This is a genomic window from Candidatus Nitrosocaldus islandicus, assembly GCF_002906215.1.
Lineage (GTDB): Archaea > Thermoproteota > Nitrososphaeria > Nitrososphaerales > Nitrosocaldaceae > Nitrosocaldus > Nitrosocaldus cavascurensis.
The window spans coordinates 244,397-261,651 of sequence record NZ_CP024014.1 but is presented as its reverse complement, the minus strand read 5'-3'; the positions used below and the strand labels follow the sequence as shown (position 1 = coordinate 261,651).

The following is a 17,255-nucleotide window of genomic DNA, read 5'->3' as shown; positions in this document are numbered from 1 at the left end:
TTATGGATGGTAAGGGTTCACATACCATAGATCAATACTACTACTATTACTCTACTAACTACACCACCAACGCCAGAGAGATAGAGAGCAAGATATTGAGAATGTTCAATAGGCTAGGTTATGCTAGATTAACCTCTATACAAAGGAAGAGTATACCAATCCTTGCAAGGAGAAGGGACTCGCTTATAGTTGCACCTACTGGCTCAGGTAAGACAGAGGCTGCAATGATACCCATACTTACCATGGTAGCGGAGGCTTATCATGATGGTAAGGATAAGGTCAAAGGGATAAAGGTACTCTACATAACCCCGCTAAGGGCATTGAATAGGGATATGCTTAGGAGGCTTGTACGCTATGCTGAGATGTTAGGCTTAAGTGTTGATGTTAGGCATGGTGATACAAGTAGTTATAGGAGGAGGAAGATGCAGGATACTCCTCCAGATGTACTCATAACTACTCCAGAGACTCTAGCAATAATGCTGGTAGGGAAGATGGCTAGAGCATTCCATGCTCTAGAATGGATAGTTGTAGATGAACTACATGAACTACTACCAAATAAGCGTGGGGCACACCTAGCCTTGAGCCTTGAGAGGGTTGAAAGACTATCAAGTAGAAGGGTAGTAAGGATAGGGTTGAGTGCAACGCTAGGCAATCTAGATACTGCAGCCAAGTTCATATCCTATGTTAGCAACTATGCAGATATACACGATGATGTTGGTAGAGGAAGGGGGAGGGTTAATAAATGTGCAGTTATAGTTGATGATTCTCTCCGCAAGTACGATGTTGATGTTGTGTATGTAGATGCACCAATAGCAGAGGTAGCAAAGCATATAATAGAATATATAAAGAGGAATAGAAGAAGCAGTAGAGAATCCATACTAGTATTCACAAATACAAGGGATGAGGCTGAGTACATCGCAAGCATAATGCATGAAGGTATAAACGATCCTACAATAAGCGTGGATGTACACCATGGCTCACTCTCTAGAGAGGTTAGGGAGGAGACTGAGAGTAGGCTTAGGGGTAGGGATGGTTATAATTATAAGAGCAATATGTATGAAGATGAAGATAACAATAATAACGATATAGTAGAACAGACCAACGTTGTTGTATGCACATCATCCCTAGAGCTTGGTATAGATGTTGGCTCCATAAGCACGGTTATACACTATGGCTCTCCCAGACAGGTATCCAAGATGGCTCAGAGGATAGGAAGGAGTAGGCATAGATCTACAGAGTCAGCCAAGGGTGTGATATTCACCAACAACGCTGATGATGAGATAGAGGCTCTTGCAATACTAAAGAGGCTCTCAAAGGGGGATGTTGAGGAGCAGAGGGTTCATGAGTCTCCTCTAGATGTACTTGCACACCATCTAGTAGGGCTAGCATTAGAACGCTACAATGGTATAGATGCAGGTGATGATAACCATACTAGCAATAGTAGGAGGAGGAAGGAGGAGGGTGTAGAGGTTAGTGTTGAGGAAGCATTAGCATTGGTAAGGCAAGTGTACCAGTTCAGGAATACAAGCATTGATGATGTAATAGATTGTCTAGAACTCCTCAGCAAGAATGGTATAGTAAGGTTCGATAGAGATAGGTTGGTATTCAAGGCTGCAAAGGCTAGAGCATACTACTATGATAATGCATCAATGATACCAGATGTGCTCAAGTTCGATGTTGTAGATACTGTAAGCAATAAGGTCATAGGCTCTCTAGATCAGGAGTTTGTGGGGGATTATGGAGAGCAGGGCAACATCTTCATACTCAAGGGTATGCAGTGGAGGATACTTGCAGTAGACCATGCTAGAATGAGGGTTAATGTTGAACCTTACTATGCTATTAGCATGAACGTACCATATTGGAGTGGTGAGATGATACCAGTTGATCACAAGACTGCACAACTTGTAGGTAGGATGAGGAGGCTTGTAGTGCAAGGCAGAATCAATGATGTAGTGAGCAAGGTACTTGTTAATGCGTACAGGGAGTTAGGTAACACCATACCAGATGATAAGAGATTAGTTATAGAATACTCTCCTAACCTTGTGATAATACACGCATGCTTAGGCACAAGGATAAACAATACATTAGCATCGCTGCTATCAACAATAATATCATCAAAGCTAGGATATATAGTCAATGTAAGGTCTGATCCCTATAGGATAATGCTTAGTTCAACTGCAAGGATAGGCAAGAAGCATATAATGGACTGCTTTATGGATGATTATGATCTTGAGGAGATAATAAGGGTATCACTCAAGGATACACATAACCTTAACTGGAGTATATGGAATGTAGCGAAGCGCTTTGGTCTTGTTGATACCAATGCAATGTACAGTAAGAAGATAGCAAGGATGATCTATGAGAGGTATGCTAATACACCAATAGTTAGGGAAGCGCTAAGGGAGGTATTGCATGAGAAGTATGATATTGATGGTACAAAGGGGATAATAGAGTGTTTAAGGAATGGGATCATCAAGATGGTATGGAAGGATGTAAGAGAAGGTGCTGAGAGTAATAAAGATGGCTATGCTTCATTCTCCTCCCTTGCAGAGCCTATAATGGAGAGGAACAAGGTTGGGGTTGGGGCTTGTTCAAATCCCTTAAGTAATGAGCAAGCAGTTATAGAAATGGTAAGGGATAGGCTTATGAAGAGCAAGCATAGACTTGTATGCCTCAAGTGTGCATCAAGCAGTGTTGTAGAGGTTAGCAATGCTCCAGAGCATATAGCATGCTTGAAGTGTAACTCAAGGATAGTTGCTGCAATACATCCATATGATGATGATACGTATAATGCTATACTACTAAAAGTGAGGAATGCTAGACTTGATGGTGAGCAGGAGCGTAGATTCAGGAGAGCATGGAAGGCTGCATCCCTAGTGCATACATTCGGGAAGAGGGCGCTACTTGTACTATCTGGATATGGAGTAGGGGTTGATACTGCAGCAAGGATACTAAGGGACTATGCTTATGAACAGGAGGATGTGCTTCTGAAGCGCATATACGAGGCTGAGAGGCAGTACATAACCACTAGGGGATTCTGGGATGATTAATGTTGAATTGTTGAATAGGATCAAGTTGGTTGTAGGCTGATTGGTTAATGTTTGTTCATCAATAGATTTGTGCTTGATTGGATAGACTTTATACATGCTATCTGCCCATCAAACTCTTGCTCAACCTAACCTATATGCTTTATAACAGTGAACTGCCTTACATGGAGCTCATAAACATCACTACTACTATTATTATTATTATCAGAATCATTACTTATGTTAGCAACACCATCTTCATCCTCATCACCTTCACTTCCATAGTTATTATCATTGATTCTATCCTTCCTCATCACTACCATCTCTGCCCTTCTCTTGGCAACTACACCATAGACCCTTATTCTCTCCCCAATCCTTAGAGCCTCTATACTCTCTACCTGCCTATCCCAAGCAATCAACCTTGCCTCCCTTGTATCATCCCCCACAAGAACCTCTGCACGCCTGCCTATTCTTCCATTCCTGAGCCTTACCTCATCAACCTTAGGCATAGTTAGCACTATAGCCTCAATAGCGTATAGACGCTCCTCCTCAACATCTGCTATCTTGCTTATATGCTCGTACACTGCTCCTCTACCTCTCCCACCCTTCTCACTACCTTCATCCTCTCTAACTGCTATATACGAGTCCTCATCCAAATATATTGTGTAGCCTAGAATCCTGCTAGGTATGCATTCTATACTCATCTCCTCCCTCATCCTTACTTCACCCCCATGCTTTAGTGATGAGATATCTAGAAGGTACATTGCTTTAGCCTCATTGCCCCTCTCTTCACCATCAACCATCACTATAGCATACTTGCTCATACTACTGCTACTGCTACTACTGTTGCTGCCCATAGTAGCAGTAGTAGTAGCACTACTACTATCCTTCTTCTTGCCATGCTCATCATCCTCAACACTATTTATGGCAAGTATCCTTAACTTCATCAAGCCAAGATAGTCCTCATCAACAACATCAACACCAGCATAGGCATCATCACTGCTAGTGTATCCTTTATGCCTGAGGGTCTTCACTATACTCCCAGCATCACCATGGAGTTCTACCCTCTCTCCATCACGTTTAACCTTAACTCCTGCTACCAGTACCCTTGAGTTAAGAGGAATCATCCTTGCAAGGTTTGCATAGTTGATATCCCATATGACTACCCTAACTTTGGATGCTCTGCCTTGGAGTAGCATGCTCATCACCTTGCTCTCCTCACCATCCCTGTTCCTGTATGTAGAGATCATAGGATTGGAGCAGAGTATGCCTGTAATAACCAGATTATCCCCATCCAACGATGCAACATCACTAACATCCATAGCGATATCCTCAAGACCCATTATCTCTACCCCCGTCCCCATACCTGTGCCTGTGCTATTCATACCCTTACTTGTACTATCATAACCAGCAGAACTAGTAGACTCTACACTACTCTTCATACCAGTGTTTATAACAAGGCTTCCATTCAAGTTGCTCCTAACATATGCCCTTGATATCCTTATCACATCTCCAGCCTTTATACCAAGCCTCTCAACAGCATCTGCAGCATCATCCCAGAGGTTCACGTTTATGCTCTTATCGTTATCATAAACAACCAACCTTCTTAACCTTGAGGATGTACCATCGCTCCTGCTATACCTCTTCACTGGGTATATCTTCATGACCCTAGCGGTTATGCTAACATCCCTTGCACCAGAGTAGAGGTCCTTCAATGCAACATATACACTACTACTAGCAGTAGCCATTCTCATCCTACCCATCAACTCCTCATCTATCCTTATACCTAGATCTGCTGCTACAAGGAATAATGCTCCTTGCTCTGTAAGGTATCCAGCACCTATGCTCCTCATCTTCTCCCTAGCCATGGCTAGTACATCTTCCTTGCTTAGATCTGGTCTATGCTTCAATATCGTTGCAACTATACTCTCTGTATCCAACCTATTAGATTAGTACAGATTAGTTAATTAAACTTGCCTTAACAACTCTCTACCTTCTACAGGTAAGTATTTTTATAGATGAAGGTGTAATGCTAATGTTGGCAAATACATGCCCTGAGTGCAATGGGGATCTACTGTATGAGGTTAGTACCAAGCACTTCATATGCAGGAACTGTGGGCTATACGTTACAAGGGAGCAGTTAGATGATATAAGGGATAGGTTAAGGCCGAGAAGGAAGAGTAGCAAGGAGGCAGAGTATCTAGAGTGGTGGATGAGTAAGAAGTAAGGTAGCAGCAAAAGTAGTAGGAGTAGATAATAGTAATAGGATAGTAGTAGGAGGTAGGTAGGGTAGGTAGGTAAGGTAACGTGAATTATGGATGAGTACTAGTAATAGTAAGGTAGATGAGAACATGGACAGATATCATGTTGATTTATAAGCGAAAGATAAAGGCTATAGCATTCTAACATATACGAAACATCACCATCCTCCTCATCCTCACCTACCTTATCTAATAAGGATACGGTTTAATATAGTTCAGATGAATATTGTGGTATGAGCGAGTTACCAAAGTGGGCTGAGGATGAGATAAACTCCATAACAGATTCAAGCTTCAAGCTTGAAGGTGAGTGGGAAGGTACTGGTTACTTCCTTGATATAGAGGGGAAGAGCAGACTGGTAGATATAAATTTCTACGAGAGGCTCCCAAATGGGAAGCATATAATAACTGCTAGGGTGAGCGATGCCCTAAACATGGATGAGTTTAGGAAGGGTATAGTCTACACATATAGGCTGAGGATACTAAAGGCTTCCATAAGCGATAGGCTTGCAGAGTACCTTAGGAAGAACTTCAACCTTAACATGGATGGAGTATACAGATTTGAACTCTACTCGCTTGAACCTCTTGAGGATGTGGGCTATGAGGGGAGTGTAGGAGAGGATGTAGGGGAAGAGTGAGATTATTAGCCAAACAAGCAAACAAACAAGTAAGCAAGCAAGTAGGTAGGTAGATAGATAGGTAGGTAGGTAAGCACTCAAGCAACTCAAAATCTCACCTCTGAAGTATCCTCTTGAGCATAACCTTTGCTTGATGCATAACATGTATTGTAAAGTGTCTTACAACTACAACATTACAGTTAACCATGTTCAATGCCCTAACTATGCTCATGTTGTTGATCACATCTATACCAAGCAGGGTTGCAGGGAGCACTATAGTATCTGGCTCATACGCCTTAACCTTCTCTACCATGAGGTTTGTAAGCCATCTATCACTTATCCTATCTGGTACGCTAGCCTCTACAACCTTATACCCATGAGCCTTCAGCCTATCCTTCTCATTAACATACTCTATACCCTCCAGCCTAGACAGGTATACTACTGCCCTCTCTGTATCCTTCATCCATTCAATGCATTTGAGTACAAGTCTTGAGTGCTCTCCCTCATCATCGTAGAATGCTAGCACCTTCTTGCTCCCATCTATACCCTTAACATCCCTAACAAGCATCGCATCACATGTAAGTAGCATCTGTAGCCTCCTGTTACGTTTGAACCTATCTAGTTCATACACTAGCAGATCTATCTTCTGCTCCTCAACACTTGCAAGTATAGCATCGGTTGCATCATGTGCTATCCTTGGCAGGTAATGGTATGGTACCTTCCTCTCCTCAACTACACTCCTCACTGGAGCAAATGATCTTATAGTATCATCCACAAATGCTACCCCGCTAGATAAGGGCATCTGGTATGGTATAGTTATAACCCTAAGTATGTTAACCTCTCCATCAGCACTCTCTGCAACCTTTAGAGCATACTTTACCAGCTTTATGGGATCCTCTGGTATGTATTGTACAAGTACCCTAAAGTCCTTCCTCTCCAAGTAGCCAGTAGATGCAAGCAATGGAGCAGTATGCTCAACCTCCTGCTTGAATGAATACACTCTATACATCACTAGCCCTATTGCTATCCATACAACCATAACCAGCAGGCTTACAGGCTGTGTTACTACTATGTAAAGTGCCAATGCTATATTCAAGAGTATACCTATCATTGGTATGGCTGGGAAGAGTGGTATCTTGAACCCATACTCAAGCCTCTCTGCGTACAACCTTCTTATGTTTATCACTGCAGCATTGACTTGAGCAAAGAGTACTAGGAAGATTAACCCTGCAGCCTTTGCTATCTCTTGCAGTGGGAAGAAGTATGCAATGAGTAGTGTTATCCCTGCAGAGACCATTATTGCTACATATGGTGTTCTATTCTTAGCATGTATCATACTAAGCACATGGGGAAGGTTGTAGTATCTACCCATTGCAAGTGCTACCCTTGCTGAGGAGAATATACTAGCGTTAAGGGCAGCAAGCATAGATACCATACCTCCAGCAAGGACCATTAGTGCACCGAATGGTATGAATGTATCTGCAGCCTTCATAATGCCTAGTTCACCATGGATGCCTATGAACCTCCATGCTGGCATATCTGAGCCTGTGTTAGTTGCTCCTATAGCAGTGACTGCTATAAGGCTGTAGATGGTTGCTACACATGCTATTGAGATGAATATTGCAATTGGTATGTTCCTCCTTGGGTTCCTAACCTCCTCCCCAGCCTGCACTATAACCTCATAACCCTCAAATGCAACGAATGTTAGTGCCATTGCAGCAAGTACACCAGCAACGCCCATTGGTGCAAAGTCAGAGAACTGAACGGTCCATTCAGGCTTTGTACTCATGATGTAGAGGCCAGAGATGATGAATGTTAATGCTATTGCTAACTGTGATAAGGTTATGATATTTCCTGTCTTGCCTGTAGGTGATGTGCCCTTGAAGTTAACATATGCTAATGCAATTATTGCTATGGTAGCAAATACCTTATCCATATTATGTAGAGCAACAATACCTGCAAGAGCAAACAAGCCTTGCATGAACGTACCAAAGCTTACAGCGTAAAGGCTTGTAGCAACTATATGGGCAAACCATCCTAACCAGCCATTTATGAATGGCATTGGTCTAGGCAACCCTTCCCTTATCCATCTGTATCCTCCTCCAACCTCTGGTATCGATGAGCCCAACTCTGCATATGACATTGCTGTGAAGATGGTTATGACAACGTTCATGAGGAATGCTATGACAACAGCAGGACCAGCAAGCCCTATTGCAGGACCTACAAGCACAAACATTGCCCCTCCTATCATGGCTGCTATCCCTATCATTATCACATCGAGTAAACCTAGAGTTCGCACAAGTTTGGGCTCATGTGTAGCCATAACTACATACAGAATGCATCTACCCTATAAGGTATATGAGTTAATCTTTCTATATGGTAAGGGAGCAGAAGGAAGTTTATCATATTGCTCGCTTGCTTGCTTATTTACTGCTTGCTTACCATCACTATTGTTACTACCATTCTTACTACTGTTACTACTGCTGCTACCTCAGAGAGCGTACCAATAATGCCCAACTTACAAAGAGAGGTACATGGTATGATGCTATCCTCCACACTATGATAACATCCCCAAATGCTGCTGGATCTATGTTGAATGTGTTGAGGTAGTATGCTATCCCTAACTCTGTTAGCCCAGAGCCTCCAGGGCTTATGGGTATTGTACCTATGGATATTGCAGCAGCAACCATTACAAGTGACTCAAAGAAGCCTATGGATGCCTTTGCACTAGCAACTATCATGAATGTTAAAGCATGCAGTGCTGCCCCTACGAATGTCAATGCTAGCCCTACAGCAAATATCCTTAATGATGATCTCTTTAGGTACATCCTTGATGTCTCGCATAATACTCTAAGGCTATCGTTCATAACGTTGGTCCACCTCTCCCCCTTCTCTATACCAAAGAGCCTTGTAAGCAACGGTCTTGTAAATCTAGGCATCTGAAGTGTCTTCTTGGCTGAGAGTGTTAGCAATATAAGGTATGAGACAAATACAGGTGTTGTTATAACCAATATTGCAGTTGATACTACATAGTTGTGTGCACCAAAGGCTATTATCATTGCAATGTATGCTAAGGTACTCCCTACAAGAACATCGCTTATTATCTCTATGGTTATTATCCAGAGCCCTTTACCTGAATGCACACCATTCTTGTATAGCCATGCAACCCTGACCCACTCCCCTCCAGTGTATGCTGGTGTTGTAAGGGTAACGAACTCACTACCCATCCTTATCTGTACATTACTTGACATCTTTGCAACACCATCCCCAATGAATGATCTAACGTAGTAGTGGAACCTTAGACCTTGGATGAACAACTTTGCTAATGCTATAAGGCATGATACTATGAATGGGAATAAGCCTATAGATAGTATATCCTCAACACCGACATGGAGGAAGAGGCTTATTAGTATGAGTGGTACTATACTTGCTATTATCGCTATAACCCTCCCTAACCCTTTCCTCACATTCCCATATACTGTAAGAAGGATTAAATAATTTGCTCTCTGCCCTCTCCTTATGTATGCTGTATTCATACTTGGGACTGCAGGATCTGGCAAGTCAACCCTAGCATCAAGACTGGTTGAGTGGTATGTAAGCAAGAATGCGTACGCAGTCACCTTGAACCTTGATCCAGGGGTTATAGATCTTCCCTACGAGCCAGATGTTGATGTTAGAGAATATGTTAGCATAGATGAGATAATGAGCAAGTACAGACTTGGTCCAAATGGTGCATTGATACTTGCAAGTGATCTCATAGCAGATAGGCTGGATGAGATACAGAGGAAGGTTGATGAACTTAATCCAGATTATGTTATAGTTGATACACCTGGACAGATGGAGTTATTTGCTTATAGAGCAAGTGGTATGTTCTTTGCAAGGGAGTTCAGATGTGATGCTAAAGCATCCATCTTCCTCTTCGATCCAATGCTTGTAAACTCTCCATTGAACATGCTCTCAATAGCATTACTAGCAACATCTATAAGGCTAAGGCTTGGTCTAGCACAGGTTAACGTACTCTCAAAGATAGATCTCATCAAGAAGGATAAACTTGCTGAGTTGATAGAGTGCTCTGCTGATCCAGCAAGGTTAGAGTATGCCTTGCAGAGGGAGAAGGATAGCGAACTCTACCTGCTTGGGGTATCAATACTAAAGGGTTTGAGGAGGCAGGGGATATCAATGGGTTTATTAGCAGTATCAAGCCTCACGTATGAGGGGATGGTAAATCTTGCAGGAGCACTCGCAAGGATGCTCAGGGAAGGGGAGGATGTTGAGAATGGGGATGAGATGAACTATGCTTAGAAGGGCATTGTATAGACAGGTTAAGGTATCAGCACCTGCATCAACTGCAAATCTTGGTCCTGGGTTCGATGTATTTGGTCTTGCTATAGATGCTTATAGTGATGAGGTTGAGTTAGTACTTGAAGATGATAAGAGTGATAGTTATAGTGATAGCAGTAGTAGTAGCATACCCAGCATCGATTCACTTACAATAGAGGTTCATGGCTCTAGTATGAATGCTGAGCATATACCAGAGGCTGCAGAGTATAACTCTGCTGGTCTAGCACTATTGAGTATGATGAAGGCATACAACATAAGAGATAGGATAAGGGTTAGGGTTAATAAAGGCATACCAGCAGGTTATGGTCTTGGGAGCAGTGCAGCATCTGCTGTTGCTGCAGTCAAGGCATTAGATGTAATGTATGATCTAGGACTAGATGATGTTACATTGTTAAGACATGCTGCCCAAGGTGAGATAGCATCTGCTGGCACTGTACATTATGATAATGTAGCAGCATCGCTCCTAGGTGGATTTGTTATAGTGAGGCAAGAGCCATTGTATACAGTTAAGGTTGAGCCTCCAGAGGATCTATTGCTATGTGTAGCAACACCAAAGGTTGATGTACCAAAGGGCAAGACAGGTGTTGCTAGAAGTGTGCTCCCAGAGAAGATTATGTTGAGACAGATGGTTAGCAATGTAGCAAATGCAAGCATGTTGGTTGCAGGGTTTCTTATGAAGGATACAAGGCTTATAGCAGATGCAATGATGAGAGATGTTGTAGTTGAGCCAGCAAGGATGCATATCATACCTGCTTATGCAAGTGTGAAGAAGGCTGCGTTAGATGCTGGTGCTCTAGCAGTAACTATAAGTGGAGCAGGTCCATCCATACTTATAGTAGTGGATGCAAATGATAATGTGAAGGATGTAGTTGATGCTGTTGATACTGCATACTCAAGAGAGGGTATAGAGTGTTATGTTAAAGTATGTAAGATAGCAGGAGGAGTGTCTGTGCTTGAATGCAGGTAAATGAGTTGATTGATTGATTGATGGATAAATAGATGGATAAGAGATTATTAAGATAAAAAGTGATTTAGGTATATACTAATAATCAACTAATGTGTGATGGTAGCAGTAATAACTAACAGTTGTACTCGCATCTAAAGAATGGTTCTTGTTAAGATAATGCTTTCTATTCTCCTCATGAGGGGTAACGCTAACTAGCTCTCTATATTACATCTAATTCTCTCTCAACAAGTTCTACCTTTATAGATCTTATCCAATTTTAGTATTAGTTCATGGCTCGCATCTAAACCTTGGGTAACATATCCATTTATTAGACTTTGTCATGTCATCTATCCATCCTATTAATAATCTTCTGGTTTATTTTGGAGGGGTTGGTTGATTTATTGAGTATAGGAAGGGTATGGAGATTGAGATGCTACGGTTGATTCATCTATTCTATTTATCAACTATCTGGAGAAGCAATTAATCAGAGACCTAAACCAATTATTGCAGCACCACTAGCAAGAAAGACTACCAGACCAACAGGTATAGCAAGTCTAGCCCACTCCTTGAACCCTATCTTGAGGATACTTGCAAATATTATATTTGGTACATTACCAGGTATAAGCAAACCCCCTGCTATAACCAATGAGATCATGAAGGCTCTTATCTCGCCCAACTCCATCTCTGGACTTACAAGTGCAGCAGTCAGAGTTGCATTATCAGCAGCTGCAGAGATGAGACCAAAGAAGTAGAGCACTACAATACCTAGGGCAGCAACTGGCTCTGCAAGTGGTTTGAAGAACTCACCCAACAGTGTTAAACCAAATATGAATGCATATATCTTTAATGCTCTCATCACAACATCCCTAACACTGGTCTCATACTCTGTTATGTATACCTCTTTGCTACCACGCTTTGCATAAAAGTATGCTAATAACGAGAATACAGCTACCAATGGTATAACAAGATCCCATAGATTCTCAAGTAAGAATGTGAAGGTTGCGTTGTATGGCTCACCCTTTAACTTTGCTATTGCTATAGTAGATAATGGTTCCCCAAGAGGCAAGAGTGCAGCACCTATTCCTATTGCAAATGCTGATGCTATAGCAACCTTGACCTTAACGCTCCTAGGGAACTGTGATAGTGCTAGGAGTTCAGCTAGTATGGCTGATGCAACTATGGCTGATATTGCACTTGCTGCTATACCTAATACAAAGACAATCACTGCTAGCATAAGAGGGTTATTCAGCCTAAATGCAAACCTTGCAACCTTCTCCTTGTTGTAGTAGAAGATTAATCCTGCAATGAGCACAACCTGTGTTATCCCTATTGGGATACTACCTATCATGACAGGATGTAGCAGTGCTTCCTCAAGCAAGTGCAGGGACCATAGTCCCACTATGCTTACTGCTACTATCCCTACAGCAAGGAAGAAGTACTCTATGTTATGCTCAACCTTCTTCGATACAACTGGTATTGCTATAAGTGCTGTAAGTGTTGCTATCTGAACTGCTAAACCATCAAATACCATGCCTTCTCTCATTCTACTCTCTTTCTATAAATAGTTTCGTATCATCAAATCTTCTAACAGTTACATAATTATTTTTGTTTAATTGCTCTATCTGAGCAAGATTATATAATGTACAAGCCTAGCCTAGATGCTTCCTTATCAACATCCTTATACCACGCATGTATCCATTTGCAAGTACAGTAGGGCTTTGTGATGAGTACCATATGCATGCTAGCACATCACACTCCCTGCAATGTTTAACCTCAGCCCACTCTTCCCTACTCCATACATACTCTACATCATGTTCTAGCAGGTTGTAGGCGTTATCCTTGTACTTCCAACATGGAACCATAACAGTACCATCGGCATTAACGAATATGCTCTTCCATACACCACACTCATCAAATAACACTCTACCATACTCTATAATCTGTTCCCAGTATAGTGGGGGTATTAGGATGAATGGTTCATCATACCTCTCCATGTAATCTAGGATGCTATTACATACCTTAACCATAGTTGATCTATCTGGTAGCAATGAGTAGTTTACATCGGCCCTATCCTCAACGAACGTCATGCTTACAGTCTTTATACCAAGGTTCTTTGCTATATCGAAGTACTCCTGTGTTATGAACTCCTCAGCATTCCACTTTGTTATGACTGAGTTTATGTAATGCTTTATGTTATGATCCTTGAGTAGCATAAGGTTGCTCATAACCCTCTTGAATATCTCTGGCTTTACACCTCTAATCTTACAGTATGACTCCTGCCTTAGAGAGTCTATACTTAAGCATATGTAATCAACACAATGCTTAAGCCTATCAAGGTCTAAGGTGTGCAGTAATGAGCCATTGGTTATCATTGTAACGGGTAAGCCTAAACCCTTAAGATGCTCTAGTAGTTCAAGTATATCCTTCCTGCTTGTAGGCTCCCCTCCCTCAACTATGCTCCATATTACATAGGGGGCAACCTTGCTCATTATATGCATCCACTGCTCAGTGCTAAGATCCCTGTGCATTGCTAGCCTCATCTGTGCATCCTTATCTGGATCACCAAATGGGCACATGGCACAATAATAGTTGCAGTAGTGGGTCATGCTGAATACTGCTATGAGAGGCATCCTCTTGCCTTGTAGTCTGTTAAGAGACCATCTACCAAGTACCTTAATGGTCCTTATAGCATTCATAGCCTTTTCATATGAAGATGATATGATATAAGATTGTTGCTTATGCATAAGTGATGAGAAAGGAGGGTAGATAACAGTTAGCTTAATCTTTATCATACATCTTAACTTCAATATGGACAAGGCTATATGCATACTCAGTGGAGGACTTGACTCTACATGCATAGCAGCATACTTGAAGGAGAAGGGTTATGAACTGTATGCAATAACATTCTACTATGGGCAGAAGAGCAGGATGGAGGTAGAGAGGGCTAGAAGCATTGCAGAGTATATAAGGGTTAGGGAGCATCGTATAGTAGATATAGGCTTTATGAAGTCACTATACAAGGATAGCAACATCCTAACTGGAGATGGTAGCATACCAGATAGATTCGATTACAGTATAGTTGTACCAGCAAGGAATGCTATATTCCTTACAATAGCAGGGGCATGGGCATTCAGCATAAATGCTGCTCTAGTAGCATATGGTGCACATACAGATGATGAGAAGAACTATCCAGACTGTAGGACAGTATTTGCCAAGAGCATGGAACATGTTCTTAACCTTGCAGAGATGGATGGGATAGAGCAAGGGTTAAGGAAGAGGCTTAGGATATGGAGTCCAGCAGTTGAAGGGTTAAGCAAGGCAGATCTTGTAAGAGCAGGTTATAGAATGCTTGGCAATCTACTCTTTGAGACATGGAGTTGCTATACAGATGGCATAGAGGTTGAGGTTGATGGCAAGACTATCAAGGTGCAATGTGGTTCATGTGAGTCATGCATGAACAGGATTAGAGCATTCAAGGAGGCAGGGATAGAGGATAAGACGCTTTATGCGGTATTAGATTTAAATAAGATGCTCAAAGCATAAGCTCCGATATTAGGTTGAGGGTAAGCATAAGTGAGGTATTTACAAGCATAGAGGGAGAAGGTATATACCTTGGTACAAAAACCCTCTTCATAAGGTTTGCAGGATGCCCACTTAGATGCTTCTATTGTGATACCCCATATGCCTTGAGCATTGGTAATGGTACATACTATAGCATAGATGAGGCTAAAACAATCATAGCAAGGAAGGTTGAGAGGGGTACATTCAAGGCTAACTTCACTGGAGGCGAGCCATTGCTACAACATGAGGCAGTTAGGGAACTGGCAAGGTATGTTAGGGATGAACTCCTGCTCAAGACGTATCTTGAGTCATCATGCTACGATGCATCAAGGTTCTTGCATGTACTACCATATATAGATATATGTAAGATAGAGTTCAAACTTAAGGACTCTAATGCCATTGATGATAAGCATTACACTAGGTTGCTTGAGAATGAGATGCTATGCCTAAGGCATGCCATTGCTAGCAGGAAGGTAACATACATAAAGGTAGTGCTTAGCAGTCTAAGCAAGAGAGAGGAGGTAGAGGAACTGGCAAGGATGATATTTGAAGGGGATGCAAGCAAGGCTATAGATGGATTTGTACTCCAGCCTGTAAATGGTGTTAATGAGCCTACATTGGAGCATATGCTAGCCATGTACGATGCTGTACATCAGTACTACCCCAATGTTAGGATAATACCACAGATGCATAAGGTGATGGGCATACCATGAGAAAGGTTAGCAGTGATGGTGATTATCACAACTACGATGGGTATGCCCATGTTAAGAGTAGCGGTAGTAATAATAAGAGTGTTGATGATGCAGATATGGGGAAGGGTATTAGGAAGGAGAGTAACAGCATTGGTGGGAAGGCTAAGAGTAGCAATGGTGATGGTAAAGAGAGGAGAGGTTCTACCAGCAAAAGACACTCAACTGCAAGGATAAAGAGGCTCATAAGACAACTACTCATAGAGCTTGGAGAGGATCCAGATAGGGAAGGGCTGGTAGATACACCAGAGAGGGTTGCAGAGATGTATGCAGAGATCTTCTCAGGCTACAGCATGGACTCTGAGTTGGACGTTACATTCAGCGAGGAGAGTGATGTTGTTGTAGCAAGGGAGATACAGTTCTACAGCATGTGTGAGCATCACATACTCCCATTCTTTGGGAAGGTTCACATAGCATACATACCAGATGGCAAAGTATTCGGCATATCCAAATTGGTAAGGCTTGTTGAGAAGTATGCAAAGAGGCTTCAGATACAGGAGAGGATGACAAAGCAGATAGCTGATGAGCTGAAGGATAAGGTTAAAGGGGTGTTGGTTGTGGTTGAAGGGGACCATATGTGCATGCGTATGAGGGGTGTTAAGAACAACAGTAGGATACTAACCATAGCGTATAGGGGAGAGTTCGAGAATAGAGAGGTTAGGGAGCAGGTGCTATCATTGCTTATGGATAGCAGTAGTGGTGCAAGGATGTATGATATATAAAGTATAATAGCATAGATTTGTGCATGGGCACGAGCATCCTAGCAGGTCCAGCATCCAAGGATATTGCAAAAGGCATAGCAGATACTCTAGCAGATAAAGATGAGCATGTAAGGCTTGTTGATGTTGATCTAAGAGTATTCCCAGATGGTGAGAGCAAGATAAGGATAGCAGATGCTCTAGATGGTGATGATGTTGTTGTAGTACAATCAACATACCCTCCAGTAGATACGCATATGATGCAACTCTTCTTCATCCTCTCGAAGGTTAGTAAGGTAGCATCTAGAACTGTTACAGTTGTACCCTATCTAGGCTATGCAAGGCAGGATAGAGAGTTCCTTGCTGGTGAGATAGTTAGCATAGATGCTATAGCAAGGATAATCTCCTCATATGCTATAGATGCACTAATAACTTTTGATGCACATAGCAGCCTAGCATTATCATACTTTACAGTACCTGTGCATAACATATCTGCAGTACCATTACTTGCTGAGTACTTCAAGAAGAGGCTTGAAGGCGAGGGTGTAGAGGCTAAGGATGTTCTAAGCATCTCTCCAGATGCTGGTGGGGCAGATAGGGCAGAGGCATTGGCAGATATGCTACATTGCAACTCTATAGCGTTAAGGAAGAGCAGGGATAGGATCACTGGAGCAATAAAGATTGATCATGAGATGCTTAGCAAGATGAGGGATGATCTGAAGGGTAAGGTAGCGATAGTTGTGGATGATATGATAAGTACTGGAAGTAGTGTTGCAGAGGCTGTTAGAGCATTACTTGAGCATGGATGCAAGAGGGTACATGTTGCATGCACCCATGCACTAATGCTGGATGGTGCGCTTGAGAGGATAAAGGAGGGTGGAGCCATTGATGTTGTTGCTACAAACACTGTACCAAATAAGGTGAGCAAGATAGTGGATGTTGCTCCATTGGCAGCATCAGCAGTGCTAAGCATACTAAGCAGTAGTAGTGCTCGTAGCAAGGTAGGCATGGAAGGTAGTAGGAGTAGGAGTAATAGTATATCTACTACATAAGACTGTG

14 protein-coding genes are annotated in these 17,255 nt (G+C 42.1%); 9 read left to right on the top strand and 5 right to left on the bottom strand.

Features of this window, described 5'->3' with window-relative positions; translation table 11 throughout:
• The first annotated feature begins 2 nt into the window (after positions 1-2).
• Positions 3-3,050, top strand: coding sequence for a DEAD/DEAH box helicase (locus CRG89_RS01390; protein WP_197706615.1), 3,048 nt, complete (start codon positions 3-5; stop codon positions 3,048-3,050).
• Between the two features lie 125 nt (positions 3,051-3,175).
• On the opposite strand, the gene CRG89_RS08545 is transcribed toward CRG89_RS01390, so the two are convergent.
• Positions 3,176-4,966 carry a hypothetical protein gene (locus CRG89_RS08545; RefSeq protein ID WP_148695275.1) on the bottom strand — a complete coding sequence of 597 codons (1,791 nt, stop codon included), beginning with the start codon at positions 4,964-4,966 and terminating at the stop codon, positions 3,176-3,178.
• 89 nt (positions 4,967-5,055) lie between these two features.
• On the opposite strand from CRG89_RS08545, the gene CRG89_RS01380 reads away from it, so the two are divergent.
• Positions 5,056-5,253 (top strand): hypothetical protein, encoded by a 198-nt coding sequence (locus CRG89_RS01380; RefSeq protein WP_148695276.1) that lies wholly within the window; start codon positions 5,056-5,058, stop codon positions 5,251-5,253.
• A 267-nt stretch (positions 5,254-5,520) separates the two neighbouring features.
• A complete protein-coding gene (locus tag CRG89_RS01375) occupies positions 5,521-5,922 on the top strand; it encodes a hypothetical protein (RefSeq protein WP_103286591.1) in 402 nt (133 codons plus the stop codon).
• Between the two features lie 94 nt (positions 5,923-6,016).
• On the opposite strand, the gene CRG89_RS01370 is transcribed toward CRG89_RS01375, so the two are convergent.
• Both CRG89_RS01370 and CRG89_RS01365 read right to left on the bottom strand, forming a co-directional pair.
• Positions 6,017-8,224 (bottom strand): amino acid permease, encoded by a 2,208-nt coding sequence (locus CRG89_RS01370; RefSeq protein WP_103286590.1) that lies wholly within the window; start codon positions 8,222-8,224, stop codon positions 6,017-6,019.
• 163 nt (positions 8,225-8,387) lie between these two features.
• Positions 8,388-9,437 carry a lysylphosphatidylglycerol synthase transmembrane domain-containing protein gene (locus tag CRG89_RS01365; RefSeq protein ID WP_103286589.1) on the bottom strand — a complete coding sequence of 350 codons (1,050 nt, stop codon included), beginning with the start codon at positions 9,435-9,437 and terminating at the stop codon, positions 8,388-8,390.
• On the opposite strand from CRG89_RS01365, the gene CRG89_RS01360 reads away from it, so the two are divergent.
• Both CRG89_RS01360 and CRG89_RS01355 read left to right on the top strand, forming a co-directional pair.
• Positions 9,421-10,203, top strand: coding sequence for an ATP/GTP-binding protein (locus CRG89_RS01360; protein ID WP_103286588.1), 783 nt, complete (start codon positions 9,421-9,423; stop codon positions 10,201-10,203). The two genes, CRG89_RS01365 and CRG89_RS01360, sit on opposite strands and share 17 nt — an antisense overlap.
• Positions 10,196-11,209, top strand: coding sequence for a homoserine kinase (locus CRG89_RS01355; protein WP_197706616.1), 1,014 nt, complete (start codon positions 10,196-10,198; stop codon positions 11,207-11,209). Before CRG89_RS01360 ends, CRG89_RS01355 begins: the two co-directional genes overlap by 8 nt.
• Before the next feature lie 463 nt (positions 11,210-11,672).
• Here the strand turns inward: CRG89_RS01355 and CRG89_RS01350 are convergent, their stop codons facing one another.
• Both CRG89_RS01350 and CRG89_RS01345 read right to left on the bottom strand, forming a co-directional pair.
• Entirely contained in the window at positions 11,673-12,731 is a 1,059-nt protein-coding gene (locus CRG89_RS01350; RefSeq protein ID WP_217349411.1) for a DUF1646 family protein, read from the bottom strand.
• 106 nt (positions 12,732-12,837) lie between these two features.
• Positions 12,838-13,884 (bottom strand): radical SAM protein, encoded by a 1,047-nt coding sequence (locus tag CRG89_RS01345; RefSeq protein WP_158648653.1) that lies wholly within the window; start codon positions 13,882-13,884, stop codon positions 12,838-12,840.
• Positions 13,885-13,996: 112 nt separating this feature from the next.
• Here CRG89_RS01345 and queC point away from each other — a divergent pair, with 112 nt between their 5' ends.
• The 4 genes from queC (at position 13,997) to CRG89_RS01325 (ending at position 17,248) form a co-directional block, all read left to right on the top strand.
• Positions 13,997-14,731, top strand: a complete 735-nt coding sequence (gene queC, locus CRG89_RS01340; protein ID WP_103287858.1) for a 7-cyano-7-deazaguanine synthase QueC — start codon at positions 13,997-13,999, stop codon at positions 14,729-14,731.
• A gap of 14 nt (positions 14,732-14,745) precedes the next feature.
• Complete coding sequence (locus CRG89_RS01335) at positions 14,746-15,462, top strand: 7-carboxy-7-deazaguanine synthase QueE (protein WP_103286586.1); 717 nt, start codon at positions 14,746-14,748, stop codon at positions 15,460-15,462.
• 209 nt (positions 15,463-15,671) lie between these two features.
• Positions 15,672-16,220 (top strand): GTP cyclohydrolase I FolE, encoded by a 549-nt coding sequence (gene folE, locus CRG89_RS01330; protein ID WP_342747486.1) that lies wholly within the window; start codon positions 15,672-15,674, stop codon positions 16,218-16,220.
• A gap of 23 nt (positions 16,221-16,243) precedes the next feature.
• Entirely contained in the window at positions 16,244-17,248 is a 1,005-nt protein-coding gene (locus CRG89_RS01325) for a ribose-phosphate diphosphokinase (protein WP_103286585.1), read from the top strand.
• Positions 17,249-17,255: the final 7 nt, after the last annotated feature.

Bases quoted from the DNA above. Each gene is read 5' to 3' on its own strand.
- CRG89_RS01380 (WP_148695276.1), top strand. From the start codon at position 5,056: ATGCTAATGTTGGCAAATACATGCCCTGAGTGCAATGGGGATCTACTG.
- CRG89_RS01325 (WP_103286585.1), top strand. From the start codon at position 16,244: ATGGGCACGAGCATCCTAGCAGGTCCAGCATCCAAGGATATTGCAAAA.
- CRG89_RS01355 (WP_197706616.1), top strand. From the start codon at position 10,196: ATGCTTAGAAGGGCATTGTATAGACAGGTTAAGGTATCAGCACCTGCA.
- queC (WP_103287858.1), top strand. From the start codon at position 13,997: ATGGACAAGGCTATATGCATACTCAGTGGAGGACTTGACTCTACATGC.
- CRG89_RS01345 (WP_158648653.1), bottom strand. From the start codon at position 13,884: ATGAATGCTATAAGGACCATTAAGGTACTTGGTAGATGGTCTCTTAAC.
- CRG89_RS01375 (WP_103286591.1), top strand. From the start codon at position 5,521: ATGAGCGAGTTACCAAAGTGGGCTGAGGATGAGATAAACTCCATAACA.
- CRG89_RS01360 (WP_103286588.1), top strand. From the start codon at position 9,421: ATGTATGCTGTATTCATACTTGGGACTGCAGGATCTGGCAAGTCAACC.
- CRG89_RS01350 (WP_217349411.1), bottom strand. From the start codon at position 12,731: ATGAGAGAAGGCATGGTATTTGATGGTTTAGCAGTTCAGATAGCAACA.
- CRG89_RS01370 (WP_103286590.1), bottom strand. From the start codon at position 8,224: ATGGCTACACATGAGCCCAAACTTGTGCGAACTCTAGGTTTACTCGAT.
- CRG89_RS01390 (WP_197706615.1), top strand. From the start codon at position 3: ATGGATGGTAAGGGTTCACATACCATAGATCAATACTACTACTATTAC.
- CRG89_RS01365 (WP_103286589.1), bottom strand. From the start codon at position 9,437: ATGAATACAGCATACATAAGGAGAGGGCAGAGAGCAAATTATTTAATC.